Here is a 20,981-nt window from a genome sequence, read left to right on the forward strand (position 1 = left end):
TCCGCTCAGGCTGACAATCGTTTTCATTTGTCAGGCTGAGCGGAGTCGAAGCCTTTATGGCAAAATCTAAAATCTAAAATCAAACCACAAATCCATTCTAATTCCATCGTCGCCTTTTTTGATTCTAATATTTGTAGGCTGACTTTGCGGACCTTGCTGTTCTAAAGGTTTAAAATCTCTCATAGCTGGAATTTCATACATAAAAGAGATATCACCTTCAGGAAAATCAGGTTGAGGATAACTTCCTGGAAAACCATTTTTAGGAAGATCTGGCGTAAATAGTCTCAAAAATAAATTATCAGATTCGCTGAAAACTTTAAAAGATGAATTACCTGCTTTTAAATTGGCTCCCAATAAATTGGCGTGATAACCTTTAAATTCTGGGTAGATGAGGTTTTCAAAACTTTCTCCTGTAATTGTATTATTGTAATCCTTTTGCCAAAAGCCGTAAGTTGTGCCTTTTATACGGTTTTTCCAAACACGATACGGACCTCTTCCAAACCACTTAATTCCGGTAACTTCTTTTTCAGGAAAGCTGAAAGTAATACCAAAAGCATTGATTTTATCTTCAAAAAAAGCACCATCAAAACCATCTCCGCCTGATGCATTTTTTAAAGCCAGCAATTCCATTTTTAATCTCCCATCGGCTTCCATAATCCATTTTATGGATGACAAACCACCAGAATAATTAACCTGACAGATTGCTTTTTCGTTTTCGTGCGATATTTGAATGTCTTTTAATTTGGCTTTCATACCAATCGGACGCGGACCATTTGTAAGCGGAATCACTTCAGATTTATTGCTGATTTTCTGAATTTCGCCAGTTGAGGCATCAATAACAACCGTTACCTCATTTCCTTTTAATGTAATTTCAGAATTGGTTTTGGTTACCGAAGCTTTTGTTTTTGAATTCTGAGTTGCTAAGAATTTAGAAGCATAAAATTTAGCCTTATGAATAGGCCAGGTCCAAGTGTAGATTTCCTTGTTGAACTGATTGAAAGCTGTAATAGATAAAATATCGCCTTCAAAGAAATTTTGAGGAACAGCAAATTTAATTTTTCTGCTTTCACCTGGATTAATACTCGGAATTTCGATTTTACCAGAGCTTATTTCTTGAGCTGTTTTATCCGTATATAAAATAGTTGTGTCTGCTTTTAAAACTTTAAATTCCATTTTGCAGGAACTCAAATTACTGAATAAATAATCATTTGTAATTAAAAAAGAACCGTCAAAAGTATCTGTTATCTGTTTGGGCTGAAACTGAATTGGTGCCCAAATTTCTTTTACAGCAAAATAACTTCCTTCTTTTTCACGATGAGGTCCCAGAATTCCATCGGCTGCCAGAGAACCTTTAGAATCAAATTTTTGTTCGCCTTTCCAGTCAGAACGTTTTACCGCTTCGTCGAGCATTGCCCACATAAAACCGCCCGCAAACAAGGGGCTTTCTTTGTATCGATTCCAAAAATCTTCAAGCGCAGCGCCATGTCCGTTATCATAAGTTCCGTGCATAAATTCAGTTGGAAAAAATACATTTTCACCCGAATTAAAGCGATGCATTCCCGTTAAATACGTTGGATAATGATGCGTGTCCCAACCATTAAAATCGGCCCACGGATGGATCACAATTCTTTTCTGCGGATCATTTTCATCAAAAACTCTGTCGACTTCATAATTCCATCCGCCTTCATTTCCGTTATCCCAAATTATGACTGACGGATGATTTACATCTCTTGTAATCATTTCTTTGGCGAGTTTGGTTCCTGTTTGGGTGTCATAAGAGTTTTGCCAGCCTGCCAATTCATTCAAGACAAAAAGCCCAAGAGAATCGCAAACATCCAAAAAATGATCATCTGGCGGATAATGCCCACGAACAGCATTCATATTCATATCTTTAATCAGTTTTACATCAAGCTCGCTTATGCGTTTGCTTGTACTGCGTCCGCCTTCAGGCCAAAAAGAATGACGGTTAATTCCTTTCATGATAATTTTAGTGCCGTTTACGTAAATTCCGTCCTGTTTTTTGAATTCTAAAGTTCTAAAACCTATCTTTTTATGATATTCATGGATAGCGTTTCCATTTTGTTTTAAAACCAGTTTTAAGTCGTATAAATTCGGATTTTCGGGATTCCAAGGTTTAACGTTTTCCCATTTTACCGAAATAGTTTCTTGTATAGTTTTCGCTTTAAGCGGAAAATTAAAAACAGGAAAAGTTTCTTGATCACTTGATATGGATGCTTCTACGATTGTATTTTTTGAAATGTTCTTCAGATTCAAATCAACCGTAAGTGAACCGTCCATTTTTGGATTTACCGCAATATTCTGAATTTGAGTTTTAGGTGAAACTTCCAGCCAAACTGGACGATAAATTCCGCCAAAAAGCCACCAATCGGCTCTTCTTTCAGCATTATTTACAGATTTATTAGCAGAATGTTTCCAAACATGAACTTCTAAAATATTTTTAGAACCTAACTTTAAAAGAGACGAAATATCGTATTTGAATTCATAAAATCCGCCTTGATGAATCGGTCCTGCAATTTTCCCGTTGATTTTTACCTCAGTGTCGGTCATAGCACCGCCAAAAGCGATTAGAATCGTTTTATCTTTGTAATGGGATGGAACATCAAATTCATATTTATAAAAACCTTCTTCTTTGCTGGGCTCTTTCTGATTAAGTTCTTTGTACCAGCGTCCGTAAGTGTATTCGCCAAAACCTTCCAATTCCCATTGCGATGGCACATTTATTTTTGTCCATATTTTGCTGTTATTACCATCGGTACAATAAAAATCCCACTGTACAGGATGTTCAAAATCTAGTCCAGAAAGAAAAATTTTATCCGTCTTCTGGGCGTTGGCATTAAAAAGAAAAGCACTAAAAATAAGAAATGCGAGAATGTTTTTTGAAAGCCTGCTGTTCATACAAATTTGGGTTGGTTTGTGGGTCGTTTTCTTTTACCTTTTGTGTGGCTGGAAGAAATTATTATATCAAATCTAATTGTTCGTTTTAGATATTGTATCCTGTACTATGATGTTAAAAATTGTAAGATTGTTCTAAAAATTGGCGTTTTCTTTAAATTTCCAAAATCAGGTAGGTACAGGATACTATCCGATAAAAAAACAAAGAAATTGCAACTACATTATTTAATTGATAAAATAATAAAGGAAAAATTTTATTATTCAGATTTCAATAATTATCAATATGTTCAATTTTTATGAGAATTAAAAAACAAACTATTTGCACTTTAGCTGTCTTGTTTCTGTCATCGACTCTTTTCATTTTTGGACAGGAAAATGCTCCACTTCGTAAAATACATTATGTACCCGAAGGCAATAGTTTTGTTTTGAAAAACGGAACTCGAAAATTCAACAGAGCGCTTTATGGTTCTAATACCGCTTTTAGAGTTGAAACCGGAGACCTTCCTGAATTTGCGATGTACATGCCTGGTATGGGGGGCAATTTTAAATTAGCTCTCGTAAACGGAAAAGAAAGCAAATGGATAACTGAAGCTTCTAAAATTGATACGAGATATGTTTTAGGAACGATGCATTATACTATTGAAGATCCTATTTTAGAAAACGGAAAACTATTTGTAGACGTTGCTGCGTTAAAAGAAAGTGAAGGTTTTATAGTAAAAATATATGGTGAAAAACTGCCTAAGAAAATCAATTTAGTGTGGGCTTTTGGCGGTGCGACAGGAAAGAAATTTAGCCGTGACGGTGATATTGGTGCAGATCCTGAATCAGTTTTTTATTTACAGCCACAATATTGTCTTGGCAATAAGTATACTCTTAAAAAAGAATCTTTCGTTTTAGAATATGGTTCAGAAAGCAACCGACAAAAAACAGGAAATAACAGAACTTTAAACGGTTTTTTTCCCGGCTCAGAAGTTCATTTGGCTAATGCCGATTTGCAGAAAAACCCGCTGGAATTGTTTGATTCTAAAGCTGAGAGATTGTCTTTAATAACTGGAAAAGTGAATTCTGTTTCAGCAAAAGGTGATTATTGGCTTTTTGTTCCAGAAGTGTCAAAAATAAATTATAGCCAAAAATCTATTGCTGAACTTTATAATAAAGCAGTTGATGAAACACATTTTTTAGCCAACAGAATTAAAGTAAAAACACCAGGCGATTATATTAATACATTAGGTTCTGCGTTGGCAATTGCTTCAGACGGAATTTGGGAAAGTCCTGCGTATCTTCATGGAGCCATTGCGTGGAGGATGTATTTAAATGCGTGGCGTGGAGCTTATACGGCAGATCCTTTGGGTTGGCATGACAGAGCGAAAACGCATTTTACAAGTTACAGCAATTCTCAAGTAATTTCTCCAGAAAGCGGACCCGTAGTTTTTGATGAAGAAAAAAATCTGGCAAGACAAAAAGAAGAAATTGGCACATCGATGTTTAGCAGCGGATACATCAGCCGAAGTCCGAATAAAAATAATGTTGCGCATCATTATGATATGAATCTGGTTTTTTTTGATCAAATGTTTCGTCATTTTAAATGGACTGGTGATACTGCTTTTTTAAAAGAAATGTGGCCGACAATTGAGCGACATTTAAATTGGGAAAAAAGAAATTTTGACCCAGACAATGACGGACTTTATGATGCTTATGCGTCGATATGGGCGAGTGATGCTTTGCAGTATAGCGGTGGTGGCGTTATTCATTCTTCTGCATATAATTATTATGCCAATAAAATGGTGGCAGAACTGGCAAAAAAAATAGGAAAAGATGATACACCTTATTTAAAAGAAGCAGATAAAATCTTAAAAGCGGTAAACCAGCAGCTTTGGATTTCGAAAAAGGGAATTTTCGCCGAATATAAAGATGCTTTAGGAAATCGGTTATTGCACGATTCGCCTGGCGTTTGGAGTATTTATCATACAATCGATTCCGAATTGTCAAATCCTTTTGAGAGTTATCAAATGCTGGATTATGTGAACAATCAGATTCCGCATATTCCGATTTCGGCAGATGGATTGGATAAAAAAGATCTCTATGTAATCTCTACCACAAATTGGCAGCCTTATACTTGGTCAACCAATAATGTGGCTTTGGCAGAACAATTGCATACTTCGCTGGCTTTCTGGCAGGGTGGGCAATCTGAAAAAGCTTATACGATTTGGGAAAGCGCGTTAATAGAAAGTATGTATTTGGGTGCTTCGCCTGGAGGTTTTGAACAGCTTTTGTTTCAGGATGCCATGCGAGGAGAATTGTACCGCGATTTTGCCGATCCAATTGGTATGGCGTCGAGAACTTTGGTTGAAGGACTTTTTGGTATCCAGCCTGATGCTATAAACGAGGTTGTGACTATCCAGCCGGGTTTTCCTGAAAAATGGAATACTGCCTCATTGGAGATTCCAGATATTTCAATTGATTTTAAAAGAGAAAATAAAGAAGAGAGATATTCAATTAAAAATCAGTTCGCGGCAAAAATGAATTTGAAATTGATTTTGAATTCGTCTTTTGAAAGTGTAGAAAGTATCTCAGTCAACGGAAAATCAGTTGCATGGAAATTAGTTGCTGAAAGTATCGGAAAAGTAAAAATCAGTATTGAAGTTCCTTATAATCCGAATTATGAGATTCACATTAAATGGAAAGGAGATGTTTTGGAAGATATTAAAACAAAAGATTTTTATGCAATTAATGAAACTTTAGAATTTAAAACATCAAAGTCGGAGATAATTTCTGTTTACGATCCGCAGGAGCTTTTAAAGGAAGTTTTGAAGGAAAATTATTCGCTTAAAGCGAAAGTAAATTCGGCTGGCGATAAAGTATTTTTTGTGAAATTAAAACAAGGAGAAATGACTTGGTGGAATCCTGTTCACCTGAATGTAAAAGCTGAAAAACAATCAGAAGAAAACAATATCAATTGGGATATGCCTCTGGATAAGACAGCGAAAACAGAAACAGTTTTACTTTCTTCATTTTTTAATGCAAAAGTCACCGATATTTTTAATTACGAATATTTGTCGCCAAGACCTAAAACAGTAACATTACAGCTCCCAAAACAAGGAATTGGAAACTGGTGTTATCCAAATGTGACCGTAAAAATAGATGATTCTGGCCTTCGAGAAAAAGCGAAACAAAATGGCGAAATAAAAATGCCAAATGGGATTACGTTTCAAACACCATCAGATGAAAATCAGAAGAATATTGTTTTCACATCGATGTGGGATAATTTTCCAGAAAGAATCAACATTCCATTAAACGGAAAAGCTTCACATGCTTATTTTATGCTAGCTGGAACAACAAATCCAATGCAGAGCCGAATTGTAAATGGTGAAATTACAGTAAATTATACGGACGGGACGTCGGAAATTCTGCAATTAAAAAACCCAGAAAACTGGTGGCCGATCGAACAAGATTATTTTATTGACGGAAAAGCTTTTACAACCGGTGCGCCAAGACCGCCGAGAGTTTATTTTAAAACTGGTGAGATTTCAAGAGATTTTAAAGATTTTAAAGCTATAAAAGGATTCAGTAATTATGGAGTGGAAGGCGGTGCAGGAACAATTCTAGATTTGCCTTTAAATAAAAACAAAACTTTAAAAAGCCTCACTTTGAAAACAATTGCCAATGATGTGGTGATTGGTTTGATGGGTGTTACTTTAATTAGGTAATGTGTCAATTAGATAATGAGATAATTTATAGAATGGGGCTTCAACTTCGCTCAGCCTGACACGTAGAGAAACAAAGAAACAAAGAAACAAAGTAAAAATGCCTTATCTGTTAGGCTGAGCTAAGTCGAAGCCAACTTGAAACTTGAAACAAAAAAAAACTAACCTAAACTAACCACATGAAAAACTATCAGCTCATAACCATATTCTTATTTTCGATTTCGGCATTGGCGCAGAAAATTGATCGAAAGGCTTTGGTAGCAAGGCACAATGTTCAAATTTCGGCTATTGATACTTTGGCGTCTTTAACGGTCGGAAATGGAGCTTTTGCTTTTACCGTAGATGCCACCGGACTGCAGACTTTTCCGAAAACCTATCAAAACGGAATTCCGCTGGGAACGCAATCTGAATGGGGGTGGGATAGTTATAAAAATATAGAGAATTATAAGTTTTCTGAAACCTTAAGAGATTACAAACAATACGGAAGAGATATTTCGTATACGGTTCAAATTAAAGAGCCCAAAAGAAAAGTGGATGCTGTGAACTGGTTTAGACAGAATCCGCATTTACTGCAGTTAGGGAATTTGGGTTTTGAAATTACTAAAAAAGATGGCAGTTTGGCTCAATCGACTGATGTAAAAGCAATTTCGCAAAAGCTGAATGTATGGACGGGAGAAATTGAAAGTTATTTTGAAATTGAAGGAACTCCTGTAACAGTTTTAACAGCTTCGCATCAGGAAAAAGATGAAATTGGCGTAAAAGTAAAATCAGATTTATTGAAAGAAAAGCGTTTGAAAATCAGTTTGCGAATTCCGTTTCCAACTGGCGAATGGGCAGATATGGGAACGAAATATGAAGGAAAGCAGGATTATAAAAGCGAACTTATAGAAAAATCTAAAACCGAAGCCATTGTTACACATAAAATGGACAGCATTTCGTATAATGTGAATTTCAGATGGAAAGGAAATGCTAAAATCAAAAAAGCTTCTGATCATTATTTTGTGGTTGAAGCTTCAGATTCTAATACATTGGAATTAAGCGCGCTTTTTGCTTTGGCGGGAAATAAATCGGTTCAGAATTCTTCGTTTACCGACATTCAGAACAGCAGTATAAAAGGCTGGGAGAAATTCTGGAAAAGCGGTGCTGCCGTAGATTTTTCGGGCAGTACAGATAAGCGTGCCAATGAATTAGAACGAAGAATAATTTTATCGCAGTATTTGACAAAAGCACAATGTACGGGAAAAGTTCCGCCACAAGAAACAGGTTTAACCTATAACAGCTGGTACGGAAAACCGCACTTGGAAATGCATTGGTGGCATGGTGTACATTTTGCACTTTGGGGCCGACCAGAACTGCTGGAGAGAAGTCTCCCTTGGTATCAAAAGGTTTTTGATAAGGCCAAAAATATTGCCAAAAGACAAGGTTTTGAAGGTGCAAGATGGCAAAAAATGGTGGATGCAGACGGAAACGAAAGCCCATCATCTGTAGGGTCATTTTTAATTTGGCAGCAACCGCATTTTATAACCTATGCAGAATTAATGTACAGGGCCAATCCAACAAATTCAACGTTGAATTTATACAGCGAACGTGTTTTTGCGACGGCTGATTTCATGGCTTCGTTTGCTCATTACGATGATAAAAAGGATCGTTATGTATTAGGTCCGGGCGTAATTCCGGCGCAAGAACGTTTTAAAGCAATGGAAACGTTTAACCCAACTTACGAATTGGCGTATTGGAACTGGGCTTTGAAAACTGCTATTGCATGGAAGAAAAAGCTCAATCAGAATGTGCCTGAAAAATGGGAAACGGTTTTGGCTAAGTTATCTAAACTTCCTGTGGCAGATAATGTGTATCTGGCAACAGAAAGCGCTACAGATTCTTATACTAATCCAGAATTTAAAACCGATCATCCCTCTGTACTAGGAACTTTTGGAATGCTTCCTGAAACGTCTCTTTTAGACAAAAAAATCATGAAAAACACTTTTGATCTGGTTTGGAATACTTGGTCTTGGGATAAAACTTGGGGCTGGGATTTTCCGATGACAGCCATGTCGGCCGCAAGATTAAACATGCCAGAAAAAGCTGTAGATGCACTTTTTATGAATGTAACTACTAATACTTATTTGAAAAACGGACATAATTATCAAGCAGAAAGATTAACGCTTTATCTTCCGGGTAATGGAGGTATTTTAACAGCAGTTGCCATGATGTGTGCCGGTTGGGATGGATCGACAGAGCAAAATCCAGGTTTCCCAAAAGATGGCACTTGGAAAGTGAAGAGCGAAGGATTTAAAAAGATGTTTTAATTAAGAGACAGAGTTGCAAAGAGACAAAGGTTTTTATGGTGGCGTGAAAAAAATCTCGCAAAGTCGCCAAGATGCAAAGTTTTTTTACTATATAAATTATATAAGAGATTTTAAGTTTTCTCTTAATTGAACTTATATAGTTTAACTCTTAAACTTAAACTTTGCGTCTTTGCGAGAACTAAACCTTGCGCTTAGCGTAAACCCTTGCGCCCTTTGCGGTTAAATTTTATAAGCAGTAAATTATGAAGAATAAAGCCTTTTTAATACTATTCCTTTTTGTAAGTCTGAATATATTCAGCCAGAGACAAATGGAAAATCTTGATCGCGGTATAATTGCGATAAAAAACAAAGGTCAGGTTTTTATCAGCTGGAGGTTTTTAGGAACAGATTCTGATGATCTGGCTTTTAATTTATATCGAAAAAATGGCAGTAAAAAAGCAGTATTATTAAACGATAAACCGATTACAGGAGCAACAAATTTTATTGATTCAAAAGCCGATTTGAATGTTGAGAATATCTGGTTTATAAAAACGGTTTTAAACGGAAAAGAATCAGATGCGCCAGGAAGTTTTACGCTTTCTGCCAATGCTTCAGACAAACAATATCTCTCGATTAAACTGAAAGAAATTGAAGGATATATTGCTAACGATCTTTCGGTTGGTGATTTGGATGGCGATGGACAATATGATTTGGTTGTTCATATGACGGGAAAATCGCATGATAATTCACAGGTGGGCATTACAGATCCGCCTATTTTTCAGGCTTATAAGCTCGATGGAACATTTTTATGGCAAATTAATTTAGGAAAAAACATTCGCGAAGGCGCACATTATACGCAGTTTATGGTGTATGATTTAGATGGCGACGGAGTTGCAGAATTGGTTTGCAAAACGGCGGATGGAAGTGAAGACAGCGAAGGGACTGTTGTTGGCGATGCTTCAAAAGATTGGGTTGACCGAGATTCGAATTCGAAAACCTATGGTAAAATTTTAAAAGGGCTAGAATATCTGTCGGTTTTTGAAGGAAAAACTGGAAAACTGATTACAACTGTAGATTATATTCCGGAACGTGGCGATTTAGCAGGCTGGGGCGGAAATGGCGGAAGTGGAGGTAATGATACTAAAGGAAACCGAATGGATCGTTTTTTGGCTTGCGTGGCTTATTTAGACGGCGTTCATCCAAGTGTGGTCATGTGCCGTGGTTATTATGGAAGAACGGTTTTAGCTGCCTGGGATTTTAAAAATAAAAAGCTGACTTCTAAATGGGTTTTCGATAGTAAAAATGCTGAAAATCCATATTCTGGAATGGGAAATCATAATCTTACTGTTACTGATGTCGATAATGATGGAAAAGATGAAATTATCTACGGATCGATGTGTGTTGACGATAATGGACAAGGTTTGTACACAACAGGCTTCAGGCATGGTGATGCCATACATGTTTCTGATCTTGATTTGGATGTTCCAGGTTTAGAGGTTTTCAATATTCATGAAATCGAAAACAAAACAACGGGTCCAGGCGTAACGTTTTTTTCTGCAAAAGATGGAAAAGTTTTATTTACAGATTCTCTTGACGGCGATGTCGGCAGAGGAGTTGCTGACAATATTGACCCAACTAGAAAAGGCGCACAATGCTGGTGGTCGGGCTCTCCGTATTTGCATGATATGAAAGGAAATGCTATTGGAAAAGCGCCAAGTTCTACTAATTTTTTAATTTATTGGGACGGCGACACTTCCAGAGAACTTTTAAATTCGAATTATATTGATAAATACAATGTAGGAAGATTGTTCACGGCTGAAGGCGCGGTTTCTAACAACGGCACAAAGTCGACTCCAGGACTTTCTGCGGATATTTTGGGAGACTGGCGCGAAGAATTAATCTTGAGATCTGAAGATAATAAAGAGCTTAGAATTTATTCTACAACAATTCCAACCAATGTTCGCCAATATACTTTAATGCACGATCCACAGTATCGTTTGAGTATTGCTTGGCAGAACGTAGGATATAATCAGCCGCCGCATACGAGTTTTTATATGGGGTTTGGAATGAACCCAGCTCCAAAACCCAACATTGTTTTAATCTCCTCAAAAAAATAAAATTTAAAAAGAAGATAGTTCTTAAACGTACTTTTTTTGATTTTAAAATGAGCTAAGATTTTTAGTTCCCTACTAATTGTTTTTTTCTTATGATCCCTTAAAATTGTTTCATCTTATAAAATGAAACAATTTTAAGTGTTTGTATTATAAAGTGTTGAATAATAATTGTTTAAATTTATACGAAAATCATAATGCTGGAATAGCAGAATCCAAAATAACTATCGTAATTTTTCCGCCTAGCTAAAATTTAATTCTCTCGAAAGTTCTGCTAAATATTAAAGAATGTTGATTGCAAATTTCCAAAAAGTGCAAAATTAAATCAATATAATCTTATGAGCTATTGGCGGTTTAAAGTTTTTCGTTTAAAGCATTTAGCTCTTTTTCTATTGAGCTGCTGTCTCCATGTAAGTTTTGCGCAGCAGGATACCAGCAGTCTTGCATCTGCAAAAAAAATAAGACTCGATGAAGCCATTTTATTGGGCATTAAAAATAATCGGCAATTAAAACTGGCCAATGCCGATTTGGCTATTGCTAACGAAAATGTCAGTCAGGCAAAAATTGCAAAAGCGCCAAGAATCAGTTTAAATGGTGGATACAATTATATTGGAGATCCTAAACTTTATGAAGGATTTTATGCTAGAAATGTAACCGTAGATTATTACGATCATCAGGCCTTTGCCAATATTGTTTCTTCACTTCCAATTTACGCTGGGAATGCCATTAATACGAGAATTAGTCAGCAGGAATTAATTAGTGAAATGCAGGAATCTGCCGTAAAAATGACAGAAGCCGATGTCAAAAATGCCATTACAGAACAATACTTTACACTCGAAAAATTATACCGACAGATTGAGGTTACGAAACAGAATATTATCAATACCGATATTCGAATAAATCAGCTAAAATCGCGTGTAAAAAATGGTCAGAACCTAACAAGTGATCTTTTAAGAACCGAGTTGCAGCAATCTAATTTTAAGGTTTCAGTTTTTAGAAGTACTAATACCATTCAGCTGATCAGCAATTATTTGGATATATTAATCGGTTTTCCGACCAATACGATTTTGAAACCTGAAGTAGCAGAAAGTATGATTCCGACAGAAAATATGAATCTGCAGGAAAGTTTAGAAGAAGCATTTCAGAACAGAGAAGAAATAAAACGGGCAGGAATAAGAATCAAATTATCGGAATCATCACTGAGTTTGACCAAAAGCGGATTTAAACCGAACTTAAATGCAAACCTGATTTTGAATACAGAATATCCAGCGCAATGGCCCAATTATGTAAACATTCTCAATTACTGGGCGGCAGGACTTTCTTTAAACTGGGATATTTCGAGTTTTTATAATTTGAAACATCGTATAAGCGGTGATAAACTGGAAATTGATAAAAGTAATATCGCTCTAGAAGTGACAAAAGACCAGATTTCGACAGAAGTTAAAAATGCATATGTCAGATATGCAGAAAGTAAAGAAAATATCAAAACCTACAAAAAAGATGTGGAGCTGTCAATGAGCAATTATAAAATTGTGAAAAGCCGTTATGACAACGATTTTGCCTTAATCAGCGAGATTGTAGATGCAGAATTGCAATTAAATAACTCTAGAATTTCACTTGTAAACGCCAATTTAGATTTAATCATTCAATATTACTCACTTCAATATGCAATGGGCAAACTTTAAAATTTTTTGTTATGAGCGAAGCAGATACACAAAATGGAGCGGTTCAGAAAAATGAAAAAAGAAGAAATACAATTCTCACGATATTGTCTTTTGTTTTTTTAATTGCAGGAGGCTTGTGGATTTTAAGTCTGTTCTTCGATTTTAGTTCTTATGAAACCACCAATAATGCTCAGGTCGAAGCTTACATCAATAATGTTGTGGCGCGTGCTACAGGACATATTAAAGAAATACGATTTGAAGCCAATCAGATGGTTCATAAAGGAGATACGTTGGTTGTTTTAGACGACGAAGAATATATTATTAAAGTCAAACAAGCAGAAGCGGATTTGGCTATAGCCGAAGGAAATCTGCATTCGCTGCAGCAAAATATTACGACTTCGATTTCCAATCAAGCTTCGGGAAAAGAGAAATTGGCTGGAGATTTGGCAAGTTTAGAAAAAGCGCAAAAAGATTATCAGCGTTTTAAGAATATGTATGCCGATTCGGCCGTAACACGGAATCAGTACGATCAGGTTATTTCCAAATTAAAATCGGAAGAAGCTTATGTGAAAGCCGGTAAAAAAGGTTTGGATGCCAGTAGCTCGATTACCAAGCAAAGTTCAATTAATCTTGAAGCGGCCACAGCAACCGTCGCTAGAAAGAAAGCAGATCTTGATGCTGCAAAACTTCAATTGTCATATACCGTTATTATGGCTCCAACGAGTGGTTTTGTGGGAGAACGAAATTTGTCTATTGGCGAATTAATCAATGCCAACCAAACCATTGCGACTATTGTGCTGAATGAAAAATTATGGATTACGGCCAATTTTAAGGAAACTCAGATAGAGAAAATAAAACAGGGACAAGAAGTAACCATTACAATTGATGCCTTGGATGGAAAGGAATTTAAGGGGAAAGTTGCTGGTTTTTCTCCTGCTACGGGAGCTAAATTTTCAATGGTAGAACCAGATAATTCAACTGGAAATTTTGTCAAAATCACCCAGCGAATTCCGGTTAAAATTGAATTTGAAACTCCCACAAAAGAGCTTCAGGAAGTTAGACCTGGAATGAATGTAACAGTTGATGTAAAAAAATAAGAGATGTTTGCAGGAAAAAAAGGAAGCGTTTTTACACTGACAGGATTGTATATCCTGACGATTCCTTTTTTTAACGGACTCAATGTGACGACTTATGATAATTCGCAGATATTAGGACATTTCGGACCTTCAACAACTGCTTTTAGTTATGCGGTTTATGTACCGATTTTTGTCATGTTGGCTTTTTTGCCTTTAGGATTGAAATTAGGGAAACAAATCAAGGTTCGCACCATGATTTTATCCGTTTCATTTTTGTCTTTGCTTTTCAATACAGCTTCATTGTTTGCGCCAACAATTGCTTGGTTTGTTGTATGCCGATCTCTTTTGGCAATGGTTTCGGTCATCGGAATATTTGCTTCGATGGTGCCAATTTTATTAAAATACAATCCTGCTCTCAATATGGCTTTGATGTATGGAATTTTTCAGTTTATCCAGAAAGGGAGCCAGCATTTGTATCAATATTTAGGTGCTCATTTTGTAAGTTTTCATAACTGGACGTTTGGAATTTATTTCTTGAATGTCAACTTTTTAATCTGTATTCTTCTAGCTTGGTATTTTTACAAAGCCGATGTGGCTCCTATGAAAACTAAATTCCAATTTGATTGGAGAGGCTGGATTATCTTGATTTTATTTTTTGCGATTATTCTTTTTTTATGTGCTGAAGGACAGACCAGAAATTGGTTTAGCGATCCTAAAATAACGTTGGCTTTTGCAGTTTTATTGATTGTAGCAGGAATTTATCTGCTTCATGTTCGTTTTACCGAAGAACCTTTAATTAATCCAGATGTTTACAAATTTAAAAATGTAATTCCAGGCGCCTTTTTAATGTTTTATATCGGATTAATAAATGGAACTGGAAGTGTTGTAACAGGATATATGACTAATATTTTAGGTTTTGATCCTGTTTTGGGAGCAGTAACGCATCTTTCGCTTTTGATTGGATTATGCATCTCGATTCCGCTTTCGACTTATCTTTTATACAAACGCATTTATCTGGCTACGATTTGGGTAATTGGTTTCGCTTGCTACGGAATGTATCATATTATACTTTTTTTTAGATTTTATCCAGGAATCGATGCGTCTGATTTTTATCTGCCTTTAATTTTTAAAGGTTTAGGAATGGGGTTTCTTTTTCCTGTTTCGCTGCTTTACATTTCAGAAGGAATTCCGCCGTTTTTGAGCACATCGCGCATGATGACTGGAATTATTGCTCAGGCTGTTTTTGCATCTTTACTTGGAGGCGCTGTTTTAGGAACTTTTATTTCGAACATGAATCTACAGCATAAAACAGGTTTAAGTCAGCAATTGAGTCCGATAAATAAACAAGCCGAACAGCAGTTAGAAAACTCAAAAAGACAATTTTTGTTCATGGGATTATCAGATGCTGAAGCCCAGAAAAAAGCTGAAAAAAAACTTTCGAATCAGACTTCTCAAGCTTCGATGTTATTGGCTTACAAAGATATTTATCTCGTCATGTCGGCAGTTTGTTTTTTGCCCATTTTTATTATTCTGCTTTTCAAACTTTGGAGAAGACCAATTGGAAGGGTAGAAGTAGAGCCGATACCGATTTGAGGGTGAAGAGTAAAGAAGCAAGAGTAAAGAAGCAAGAGTAAAGAAGTAAGAGTAAAGAAGCAAGATTGGAGATTTGAGAGAAAAGAGTTTAGAAATATTGGAGAAGAAAGAAACAAGTTAACGATTTGAATTATATTATGATAGCACAAAAAGACCGTTTTTTATATCGTTTTTGGACGCAAGAGAAAGGACTCAGTGGTATGCTGATTCTGTTGTGTATAATGCATTTTATTGTGATTCCGTTTTTTGGCGGTTATACGCGTTTTATGGTTGCGGTTAATATATTTTGGATGCTATTTCTTTTTGCAGGAATTATAGCTTTATCAAAACATAAAAAACAGGCTTTTCTCATTTCTATAATTCCCTTTCTATTTATTATAACACAATGGATTAATTATTTTGAACATAATATTTTTATTCTATTTGCCGATTTAATTCTCTCAGTTGCGATCATGCTGCTTTTGATCACTTTGGTTTTAATAAAAGTTTTAGAACCTGGTCCTGTAACCACTTATCGCATTGTGGGGTCAATTGTAGTGTACATGCTTTTGGTTCACTTTTGGTCTACGCTTTATTTGTTTCTTTTCCAGCATATAGAAGGTGCTTTTCAAATAGCAGAATCAAATTTTTCGAGTAATAGCGATCAGGCTAGTTTTATGTATTTCAGTTATGTCTGTATTACTTCTACGGGTTTTGGCGAGATTGTGCCTCTTCATCCTTTGGCTCGATCTTTAGTCCAAATCGAAGTGCTAACGGGCGTTTTATATCCTGTAATCTTAATCGGAAGACTGGTTTCTGATGCCAATTTTGCTACTAATAAGACTGGGAAGAATCAAGATTAGAGAAGAAAGAGGCAAGAATCAAGATTAGAGAAGAAAGAGTAAAAAGTAAAAAGTAAAAAGTAAAAAGTAAAGAAATTAGAGTAGAAATTTATAGAGAGAATTCATTAACAATTCACAATTCACAATTGACAACTCACAACTCACAATTACCATTCACCATTAAAAATAATAACCATGAAAACAACCAATTCGACTAAAAAGAAAGAACTCTTTGATACTATTTTGCAGTTATTTTTCATTTTTCTCCTTGTAGGATTTTGTCTTAAATTGCTGTTGCCTTTTTTTATGCCTATAGTTTGGGCTATTATATTATCTGTTGTGTTTTATCCCTTGTTTAATTCGCTGCAGCGAATATTAAAAGGACGTAAAGCATTGGCATCGGTTGTTATCACTGTTTTGATTATTGCTATTATGGTGTTGCCTTTAATTTATTTTTTGAAAGCGGCAACGGGGAATTTTTTAGAATTGAAAAGCAGTTTTGAAGCAGGAACCCTAAAAATTACGCCGCCGGGAGCTTCGATAAAAGAATGGCCAATAATTGGCAAACCACTTTATGAATTTTTACTTTCCTTATCTACAGATTTAGAGCAGAGTGTTATTAAATATCAAGATCAGATAAAAGAATTGTCTTCTAAAATTATGGCAAGTATTTTGAGCTCTGGTGCAGCATTTCTTCAGTTTATTTTATCAGTTATAATTGCAGGCGTTTTATTGGTATCGCCAGGTGGTAAAACTTTCTTTATGAAATTCCTTAAGAAAATTGCAGGCAGTGAAGCAGAAGGAATTATGACTATTTCGGTTTCGACTATTTACCAAGTGGTTAAAGGTATATTGGGAGTTGCGGTTATTCAGACTATTATTCAGGCAATTGGGTTGTTTATGGCAGATATTCCGTATGCGGGAATTTTGACTTTGATCTGTTTGATATTTTCTATTTTACAGATTGGGCCAATTATAATTAACATCGGAGTTATTATTTATCTTTTTTCAACAGGAGATTCTGGTTATGCTATTTTCTGGACTGTGTTTTTTATCATCAGCGGATTGTCAGATAATGTTCTAAAACCATTACTATTAGGAAAAGGCGCTCTTGTGCCCATGCTCGTTATTTTCCTAGGTGTAATTGGTGGTTTTATTATGTCGGGTTTCATAGGATTGTTTGTTGGGCCAATTGTGTTTTCAATAGGATATAAATTGTTCGTAGCATGGCTGGATGATAATCCAGAACCTGTTGCCGAACCCGAAGAAGATATTGAGATTGTTTAAATTGTTTATTGTGAAGTGTAAAATGTGAAATGATACTTCCGTCTTACATTTCACATTTTACATTTCACATTTCACAATTAAATAGAGTATTTTTGCAGGATTATAATTCTAGCAGATGAAACGTTCCGGTACAGCAGATCTTCCTTTACATTATGGACATGTTCCATTATGGCTTGCTGAACGAATGTCTAAATTGGGTCTTGCCATTGTAGAAACAATTGCAATGGAATTTTCGACTGCCGAAGTTATAAGTAAATTGAGCAATCCTTTCTGGTTTCAGAGTTTTGGTGCGGTTATGGGAATGGATTGGCATTCGTCTGGAATTACAACCTCGGTACTTGGAGCACTAAAAAAATCGGTTAATCCGCATTCAAAAGAACTCGGAATTTATATCTGCGGAGGCAAAGGGAAATACTCTATGGCAACGCCGCAAGAACTGTTATTTGTTGGTGAAAAAACGGGCCTTGACGGAATTAATCTGGCCAGCTGTAGCAGACTTACCGCCAAGGTGGATAATACAGCCATTCAAGACGGATTTCAATTGTATCAGCATAATTTTATCGTCGACAATAAAGGACAGTGGGCTGTAATTCAGCAGGGAATGAATCCGAATTCTAGAACTGCCAGAAGATATCATTGGCATTCGCAAGATTTAAAGTCTTTTATAAACGAACCGCATACTTTTATTTATGGCGAAAATCAAGGCGCCATTTTAAATCTTACAGCAAATGCTGCCACAAAATCTCGCGAGGGTATTTTAGAATTGGTAAAAGAATCACCAGTCAAAATCATAAAAGAAATGCAGCACCTTTCTATGCCCGCACATCACGATGTGAGAATGGAAGATGTGAATATGAAAAGATTGGGTGCCATGCTTTGGGCTACTCACGAAAACAAACCGGAAGATTTTGAAGAGTTGCTGCTCTTAAAAGGAATGGGACCAAGAGCTTTGCAGTCTTTGGCTTTGGTAAGCGAAATCATTTATGGAACTCCAACACGATTTGAAGATCCAGCCCGTTTTTCATTTGCTCATGGTGGAAAAGACGGACATCCGTTTCCTGTTCCCGTTAAAATTTATGACGAAACAATCGATACGCTGCAAAGAGCGATTAATCGTGCCAAAATCGGGAATAGCGACAAGTTGAGCGCTATTCAAAAACTATCTGAAATTTCAAGAAAAGCAGAAGAAAGTTTTACTCCAAATTCTAATTTTGATGCTTTAATTCAGAGAGAAAGAGAAGAATCGCATAAATATGGAGGAAGAACTGTTTTTGGCGATGCAAAACCCCCTAAAAAGAAACCTATAAATCCAAACAATCAGTTGGAATTATTTTAAAGAATCATAATTTTCTATCTGCCTTAAGTTATATAAAAAATCAATAATGTCACAAAACGAAAAATCAATTTATACCTTACAATTCATTTTGCTTTGTTTGAGTTCTTTACTGTTTTCATCAAGTTTTAATATGATGATACCCGAGCTTCCAAATTACTTAAGCAGTCTTGGCGGAGCAGAATACAAAGGACTTATTATCTCATTATTTACATTAACAGCTGCAATTTCCCGTCCGTTTAGCGGTAAGCTTACCGATAAATGGGGACGTGTTCCTGTTATGGCAATAGGTTCTTCGGTTTGTGTTGTATGCGGATTTTTGTATCCAATTTTGAGTTCTGTTTCAGGATTTTTGTTACTGCGATTGGTTCATGGTTTTTCAACGGGGTTTAAACCAACATCAACATCAGCTTATGTGGCAGATATTATTCCGCAACACAGATGGGGTGAAGCACTCGGGATGCACGGATTATGTTTTAGTATTGGCGGAGCAATGGGACCGGCATTAGGCAGTATGATTGTGAATGCTTATGGAATGAATGCAATGTTTTACAGTTCGTCTTTTTTAGCTTTTTTATCGATTATTATTGTTTTTAATATGAAAGAAACGTTGGCGACAAAAGAGAAACTCAACAAATCTATGTTCATTATAGGCAGAAACGATATTGTAGATAAAAATGTATTTCCTGCTGGAATTATCACTTTTCTTTCCTACACCGCATTCGGTCTTATTCTAACTTTAATTCCAGATTGGAGCGAACATTTAGGCGCAACGAATAAAGGATTGTTTTTTACAGCTTTTACAGTAGCTTCGGTTATGGTTCGTTTTGGCGCAGGAAAAGTTTCCGATAGGCATGGACGCCCAAAAGTAATCATGGCAGGTTTAATTATAACTTCGATTGCTCTTTTTGTGATAAGCGCGGGAAGAGATATCAATATGTTATTAGTCGGAGCCGGAATTTACGGCGTAGGCACGGGTATTTTGTCACCAGCCATCAGCGCATGGACGATTGATATGAGCAATCCAGAACATAGAGGAAAAGCGGTTGCAACCATGTATATCTCAATGGAACTCGGAATTGGTTCTGGCGCTCTTTTAGGAGGAACTTATTATAACGATCAAATCAACCGTATACCGCAAATTATCAGATTTGATATCTTGGTGCTAGTGCTTGGGATTGTATATCTTACCTATTGGGCTAGAAATAAAAGGAGAATTAAAGCGTGATTTTATGGCGCTTTATTCTTTTTGAATATTTAACTGCACTTTAAATTTTCCATAATAAGGATTATCGGCCATTAAAGAATGTCCGATGATTAAAATGTGAGTTCCTTTCTGTTTAAGAGGTATTTTTAAGTCCATTCCAAAAGGCCCATCTGAGGTTTTATCAGGAAAAAGAATTTGATTAAAACGAATGTTTCCTTTTCCTGCATCTGGAATTATTTGAGCGTTTAATTCGCCCAAATCTTCATTTTTAAATTGAATGTATACTTTTGAATTTAGAAAATCTATGTGGCCTTCTGCCAAAAATGCATTTGCTTCATTTTTAAAATTCATAGCAATAGTGTCGCCTATTTGTTTGTTCTCCTGCTTTTTTTCTTTTTGAATAACGGGTGCTGGTGATGCAGCAGAAGCTTCTTTGTTTTCCTTCTGCTGACATGAAAAAAAGAAAATGGAAATTAGAAGTACTGACAAATTTTTCATAACAGTATTTTTAGCTTAACATTTCAAAACTTCCAGGTTTTTCTTCGTTCTTATCGTATTCTCCTGCAAGATTTTCATTTGAATCTTCTTCTTCCCAGTCATTTTCATCATACTCTGAATGAAAGTCATATTCAAGATTATCTTCCAATTCTCCAAGTTCTAGATTGTAATGGTTAGAAGCGGTCAGCCTATTGGTATAATCGCCGTCTAGATAATCATCATAATTTAATAATAGCTGTTCCTCATAAGAATTCATTTCAAATCCAAATTCTTCTGACATGTAATTTTCTGATCTCATATAAATAACTTTTTAATAGATGAATAATCATATCTAATGCTTCAATTAGATTATTCTAAAATTACAGCTTAGACTGCTAGTTGGTTTATATAATTTTCTTACAATATTGTCAAATTTTCATCTAACATGATATTAAGTTATAAAAAAAAAGACAGGAACTAAAATTTCCTGTCTTTTATAAAGTAATAATT

The 20,981-nt window shown here is 35.8% G+C and carries 13 protein-coding genes; 10 read left to right on the forward strand and 3 right to left on the reverse strand.

Going from position 1 to position 20,981, the window contains the following annotated elements; genetic code table 11:
• Nucleotides 1-66: 66 nt before the first annotated feature.
• On the reverse strand, nucleotides 67-2,916 hold the full coding sequence (locus AAYQ05_RS05025) for a glycoside hydrolase family 2 protein (protein ID WP_343541569.1): 2,850 nt from the start codon (nucleotides 2,914-2,916) through the stop codon (nucleotides 67-69).
• 293 nt (nucleotides 2,917-3,209) lie between these two features.
• Here AAYQ05_RS05025 and AAYQ05_RS05030 point away from each other — a divergent pair, with 293 nt between their 5' ends.
• The 10 genes from AAYQ05_RS05030 to AAYQ05_RS05075 all read left to right on the forward strand — a co-directional run bounded on the left by AAYQ05_RS05030 (nucleotide 3,210) and on the right by AAYQ05_RS05075 (nucleotide 20,015).
• Entirely contained in the window at nucleotides 3,210-6,620 is a 3,411-nt protein-coding gene (locus AAYQ05_RS05030; protein ID WP_343541571.1) for a DUF4450 domain-containing protein, read from the forward strand.
• A 176-nt stretch (nucleotides 6,621-6,796) separates the two neighbouring features.
• Nucleotides 6,797-8,923 (forward strand): hypothetical protein, encoded by a 2,127-nt coding sequence (locus AAYQ05_RS05035; protein ID WP_343541573.1) that lies wholly within the window; start codon nucleotides 6,797-6,799, stop codon nucleotides 8,921-8,923.
• 242 nt (nucleotides 8,924-9,165) lie between these two features.
• Nucleotides 9,166-11,019, forward strand: a complete 1,854-nt coding sequence (locus tag AAYQ05_RS05040) for a rhamnogalacturonan lyase (RefSeq protein WP_343541574.1) — start codon at nucleotides 9,166-9,168, stop codon at nucleotides 11,017-11,019.
• Nucleotides 11,020-11,351: 332 nt separating this feature from the next.
• Nucleotides 11,352-12,698: a TolC family protein gene (locus tag AAYQ05_RS05045; RefSeq protein ID WP_343541576.1), complete on the forward strand. Its 1,347-nt coding sequence runs from the start codon at nucleotides 11,352-11,354 to the stop codon at nucleotides 12,696-12,698.
• Nucleotides 12,699-12,709: 11 nt separating this feature from the next.
• Complete coding sequence (locus AAYQ05_RS05050; protein WP_343541578.1) at nucleotides 12,710-13,774, forward strand: HlyD family secretion protein; 1,065 nt, start codon at nucleotides 12,710-12,712, stop codon at nucleotides 13,772-13,774.
• A gap of 3 nt (nucleotides 13,775-13,777) precedes the next feature.
• Nucleotides 13,778-15,346 (forward strand): efflux MFS transporter permease, encoded by a 1,569-nt coding sequence (locus AAYQ05_RS05055; protein ID WP_343541580.1) that lies wholly within the window; start codon nucleotides 13,778-13,780, stop codon nucleotides 15,344-15,346.
• 137 nt (nucleotides 15,347-15,483) lie between these two features.
• Nucleotides 15,484-16,188: an ion channel gene (locus tag AAYQ05_RS05060; RefSeq protein WP_343541581.1), complete on the forward strand. Its 705-nt coding sequence runs from the start codon at nucleotides 15,484-15,486 to the stop codon at nucleotides 16,186-16,188.
• Between the two features lie 174 nt (nucleotides 16,189-16,362).
• Entirely contained in the window at nucleotides 16,363-17,454 is a 1,092-nt protein-coding gene (locus AAYQ05_RS05065; RefSeq protein WP_343541582.1) for an AI-2E family transporter, read from the forward strand.
• Nucleotides 17,455-17,569: 115 nt separating this feature from the next.
• Nucleotides 17,570-18,790, forward strand: a complete 1,221-nt coding sequence (locus tag AAYQ05_RS05070; protein ID WP_343541583.1) for a DUF763 domain-containing protein — start codon at nucleotides 17,570-17,572, stop codon at nucleotides 18,788-18,790.
• A 46-nt stretch (nucleotides 18,791-18,836) separates the two neighbouring features.
• Nucleotides 18,837-20,015 carry an MFS transporter gene (locus AAYQ05_RS05075; protein WP_343541584.1) on the forward strand — a complete coding sequence of 393 codons (1,179 nt, stop codon included), beginning with the start codon at nucleotides 18,837-18,839 and terminating at the stop codon, nucleotides 20,013-20,015.
• Between the two features lie 12 nt (nucleotides 20,016-20,027).
• On the opposite strand, the gene AAYQ05_RS05080 is transcribed toward AAYQ05_RS05075, so the two are convergent.
• Both AAYQ05_RS05080 and AAYQ05_RS05085 read right to left on the reverse strand, forming a co-directional pair.
• Nucleotides 20,028-20,492 carry a hypothetical protein gene (locus tag AAYQ05_RS05080; RefSeq protein WP_343541586.1) on the reverse strand — a complete coding sequence of 155 codons (465 nt, stop codon included), beginning with the start codon at nucleotides 20,490-20,492 and terminating at the stop codon, nucleotides 20,028-20,030.
• A gap of 10 nt (nucleotides 20,493-20,502) precedes the next feature.
• A complete protein-coding gene (locus tag AAYQ05_RS05085) occupies nucleotides 20,503-20,790 on the reverse strand; it encodes a hypothetical protein (RefSeq protein WP_281633406.1) in 288 nt (95 codons plus the stop codon).
• Nucleotides 20,791-20,981: the final 191 nt, after the last annotated feature.

The organism is Flavobacterium movens (assembly GCF_039581425.1).
GTDB classification, from domain to species: domain Bacteria; phylum Bacteroidota; class Bacteroidia; order Flavobacteriales; family Flavobacteriaceae; genus Flavobacterium; species Flavobacterium luteolum.

Bases quoted from the DNA above. Each gene is read 5' to 3' on its own strand.
- AAYQ05_RS05080 (WP_343541586.1), bottom strand. From the start codon at position 20,492: ATGAAAAATTTGTCAGTACTTCTAATTTCCATTTTCTTTTTTTCATGT.
- AAYQ05_RS05055 (WP_343541580.1), top strand. From the start codon at position 13,778: ATGTTTGCAGGAAAAAAAGGAAGCGTTTTTACACTGACAGGATTGTAT.
- AAYQ05_RS05060 (WP_343541581.1), top strand. From the start codon at position 15,484: ATGATAGCACAAAAAGACCGTTTTTTATATCGTTTTTGGACGCAAGAG.
- AAYQ05_RS05075 (WP_343541584.1), top strand. From the start codon at position 18,837: ATGTCACAAAACGAAAAATCAATTTATACCTTACAATTCATTTTGCTT.
- AAYQ05_RS05030 (WP_343541571.1), top strand. From the start codon at position 3,210: ATGAGAATTAAAAAACAAACTATTTGCACTTTAGCTGTCTTGTTTCTG.
- AAYQ05_RS05035 (WP_343541573.1), top strand. From the start codon at position 6,797: ATGAAAAACTATCAGCTCATAACCATATTCTTATTTTCGATTTCGGCA.
- AAYQ05_RS05025 (WP_343541569.1), bottom strand. From the start codon at position 2,916: ATGAACAGCAGGCTTTCAAAAAACATTCTCGCATTTCTTATTTTTAGT.
- AAYQ05_RS05070 (WP_343541583.1), top strand. From the start codon at position 17,570: ATGAAACGTTCCGGTACAGCAGATCTTCCTTTACATTATGGACATGTT.
- AAYQ05_RS05085 (WP_281633406.1), bottom strand. From the start codon at position 20,790: ATGAGATCAGAAAATTACATGTCAGAAGAATTTGGATTTGAAATGAAT.
- AAYQ05_RS05045 (WP_343541576.1), top strand. From the start codon at position 11,352: ATGAGCTATTGGCGGTTTAAAGTTTTTCGTTTAAAGCATTTAGCTCTT.
- AAYQ05_RS05050 (WP_343541578.1), top strand. From the start codon at position 12,710: ATGAGCGAAGCAGATACACAAAATGGAGCGGTTCAGAAAAATGAAAAA.
- AAYQ05_RS05040 (WP_343541574.1), top strand. From the start codon at position 9,166: ATGAAGAATAAAGCCTTTTTAATACTATTCCTTTTTGTAAGTCTGAAT.
- AAYQ05_RS05065 (WP_343541582.1), top strand. From the start codon at position 16,363: ATGAAAACAACCAATTCGACTAAAAAGAAAGAACTCTTTGATACTATT.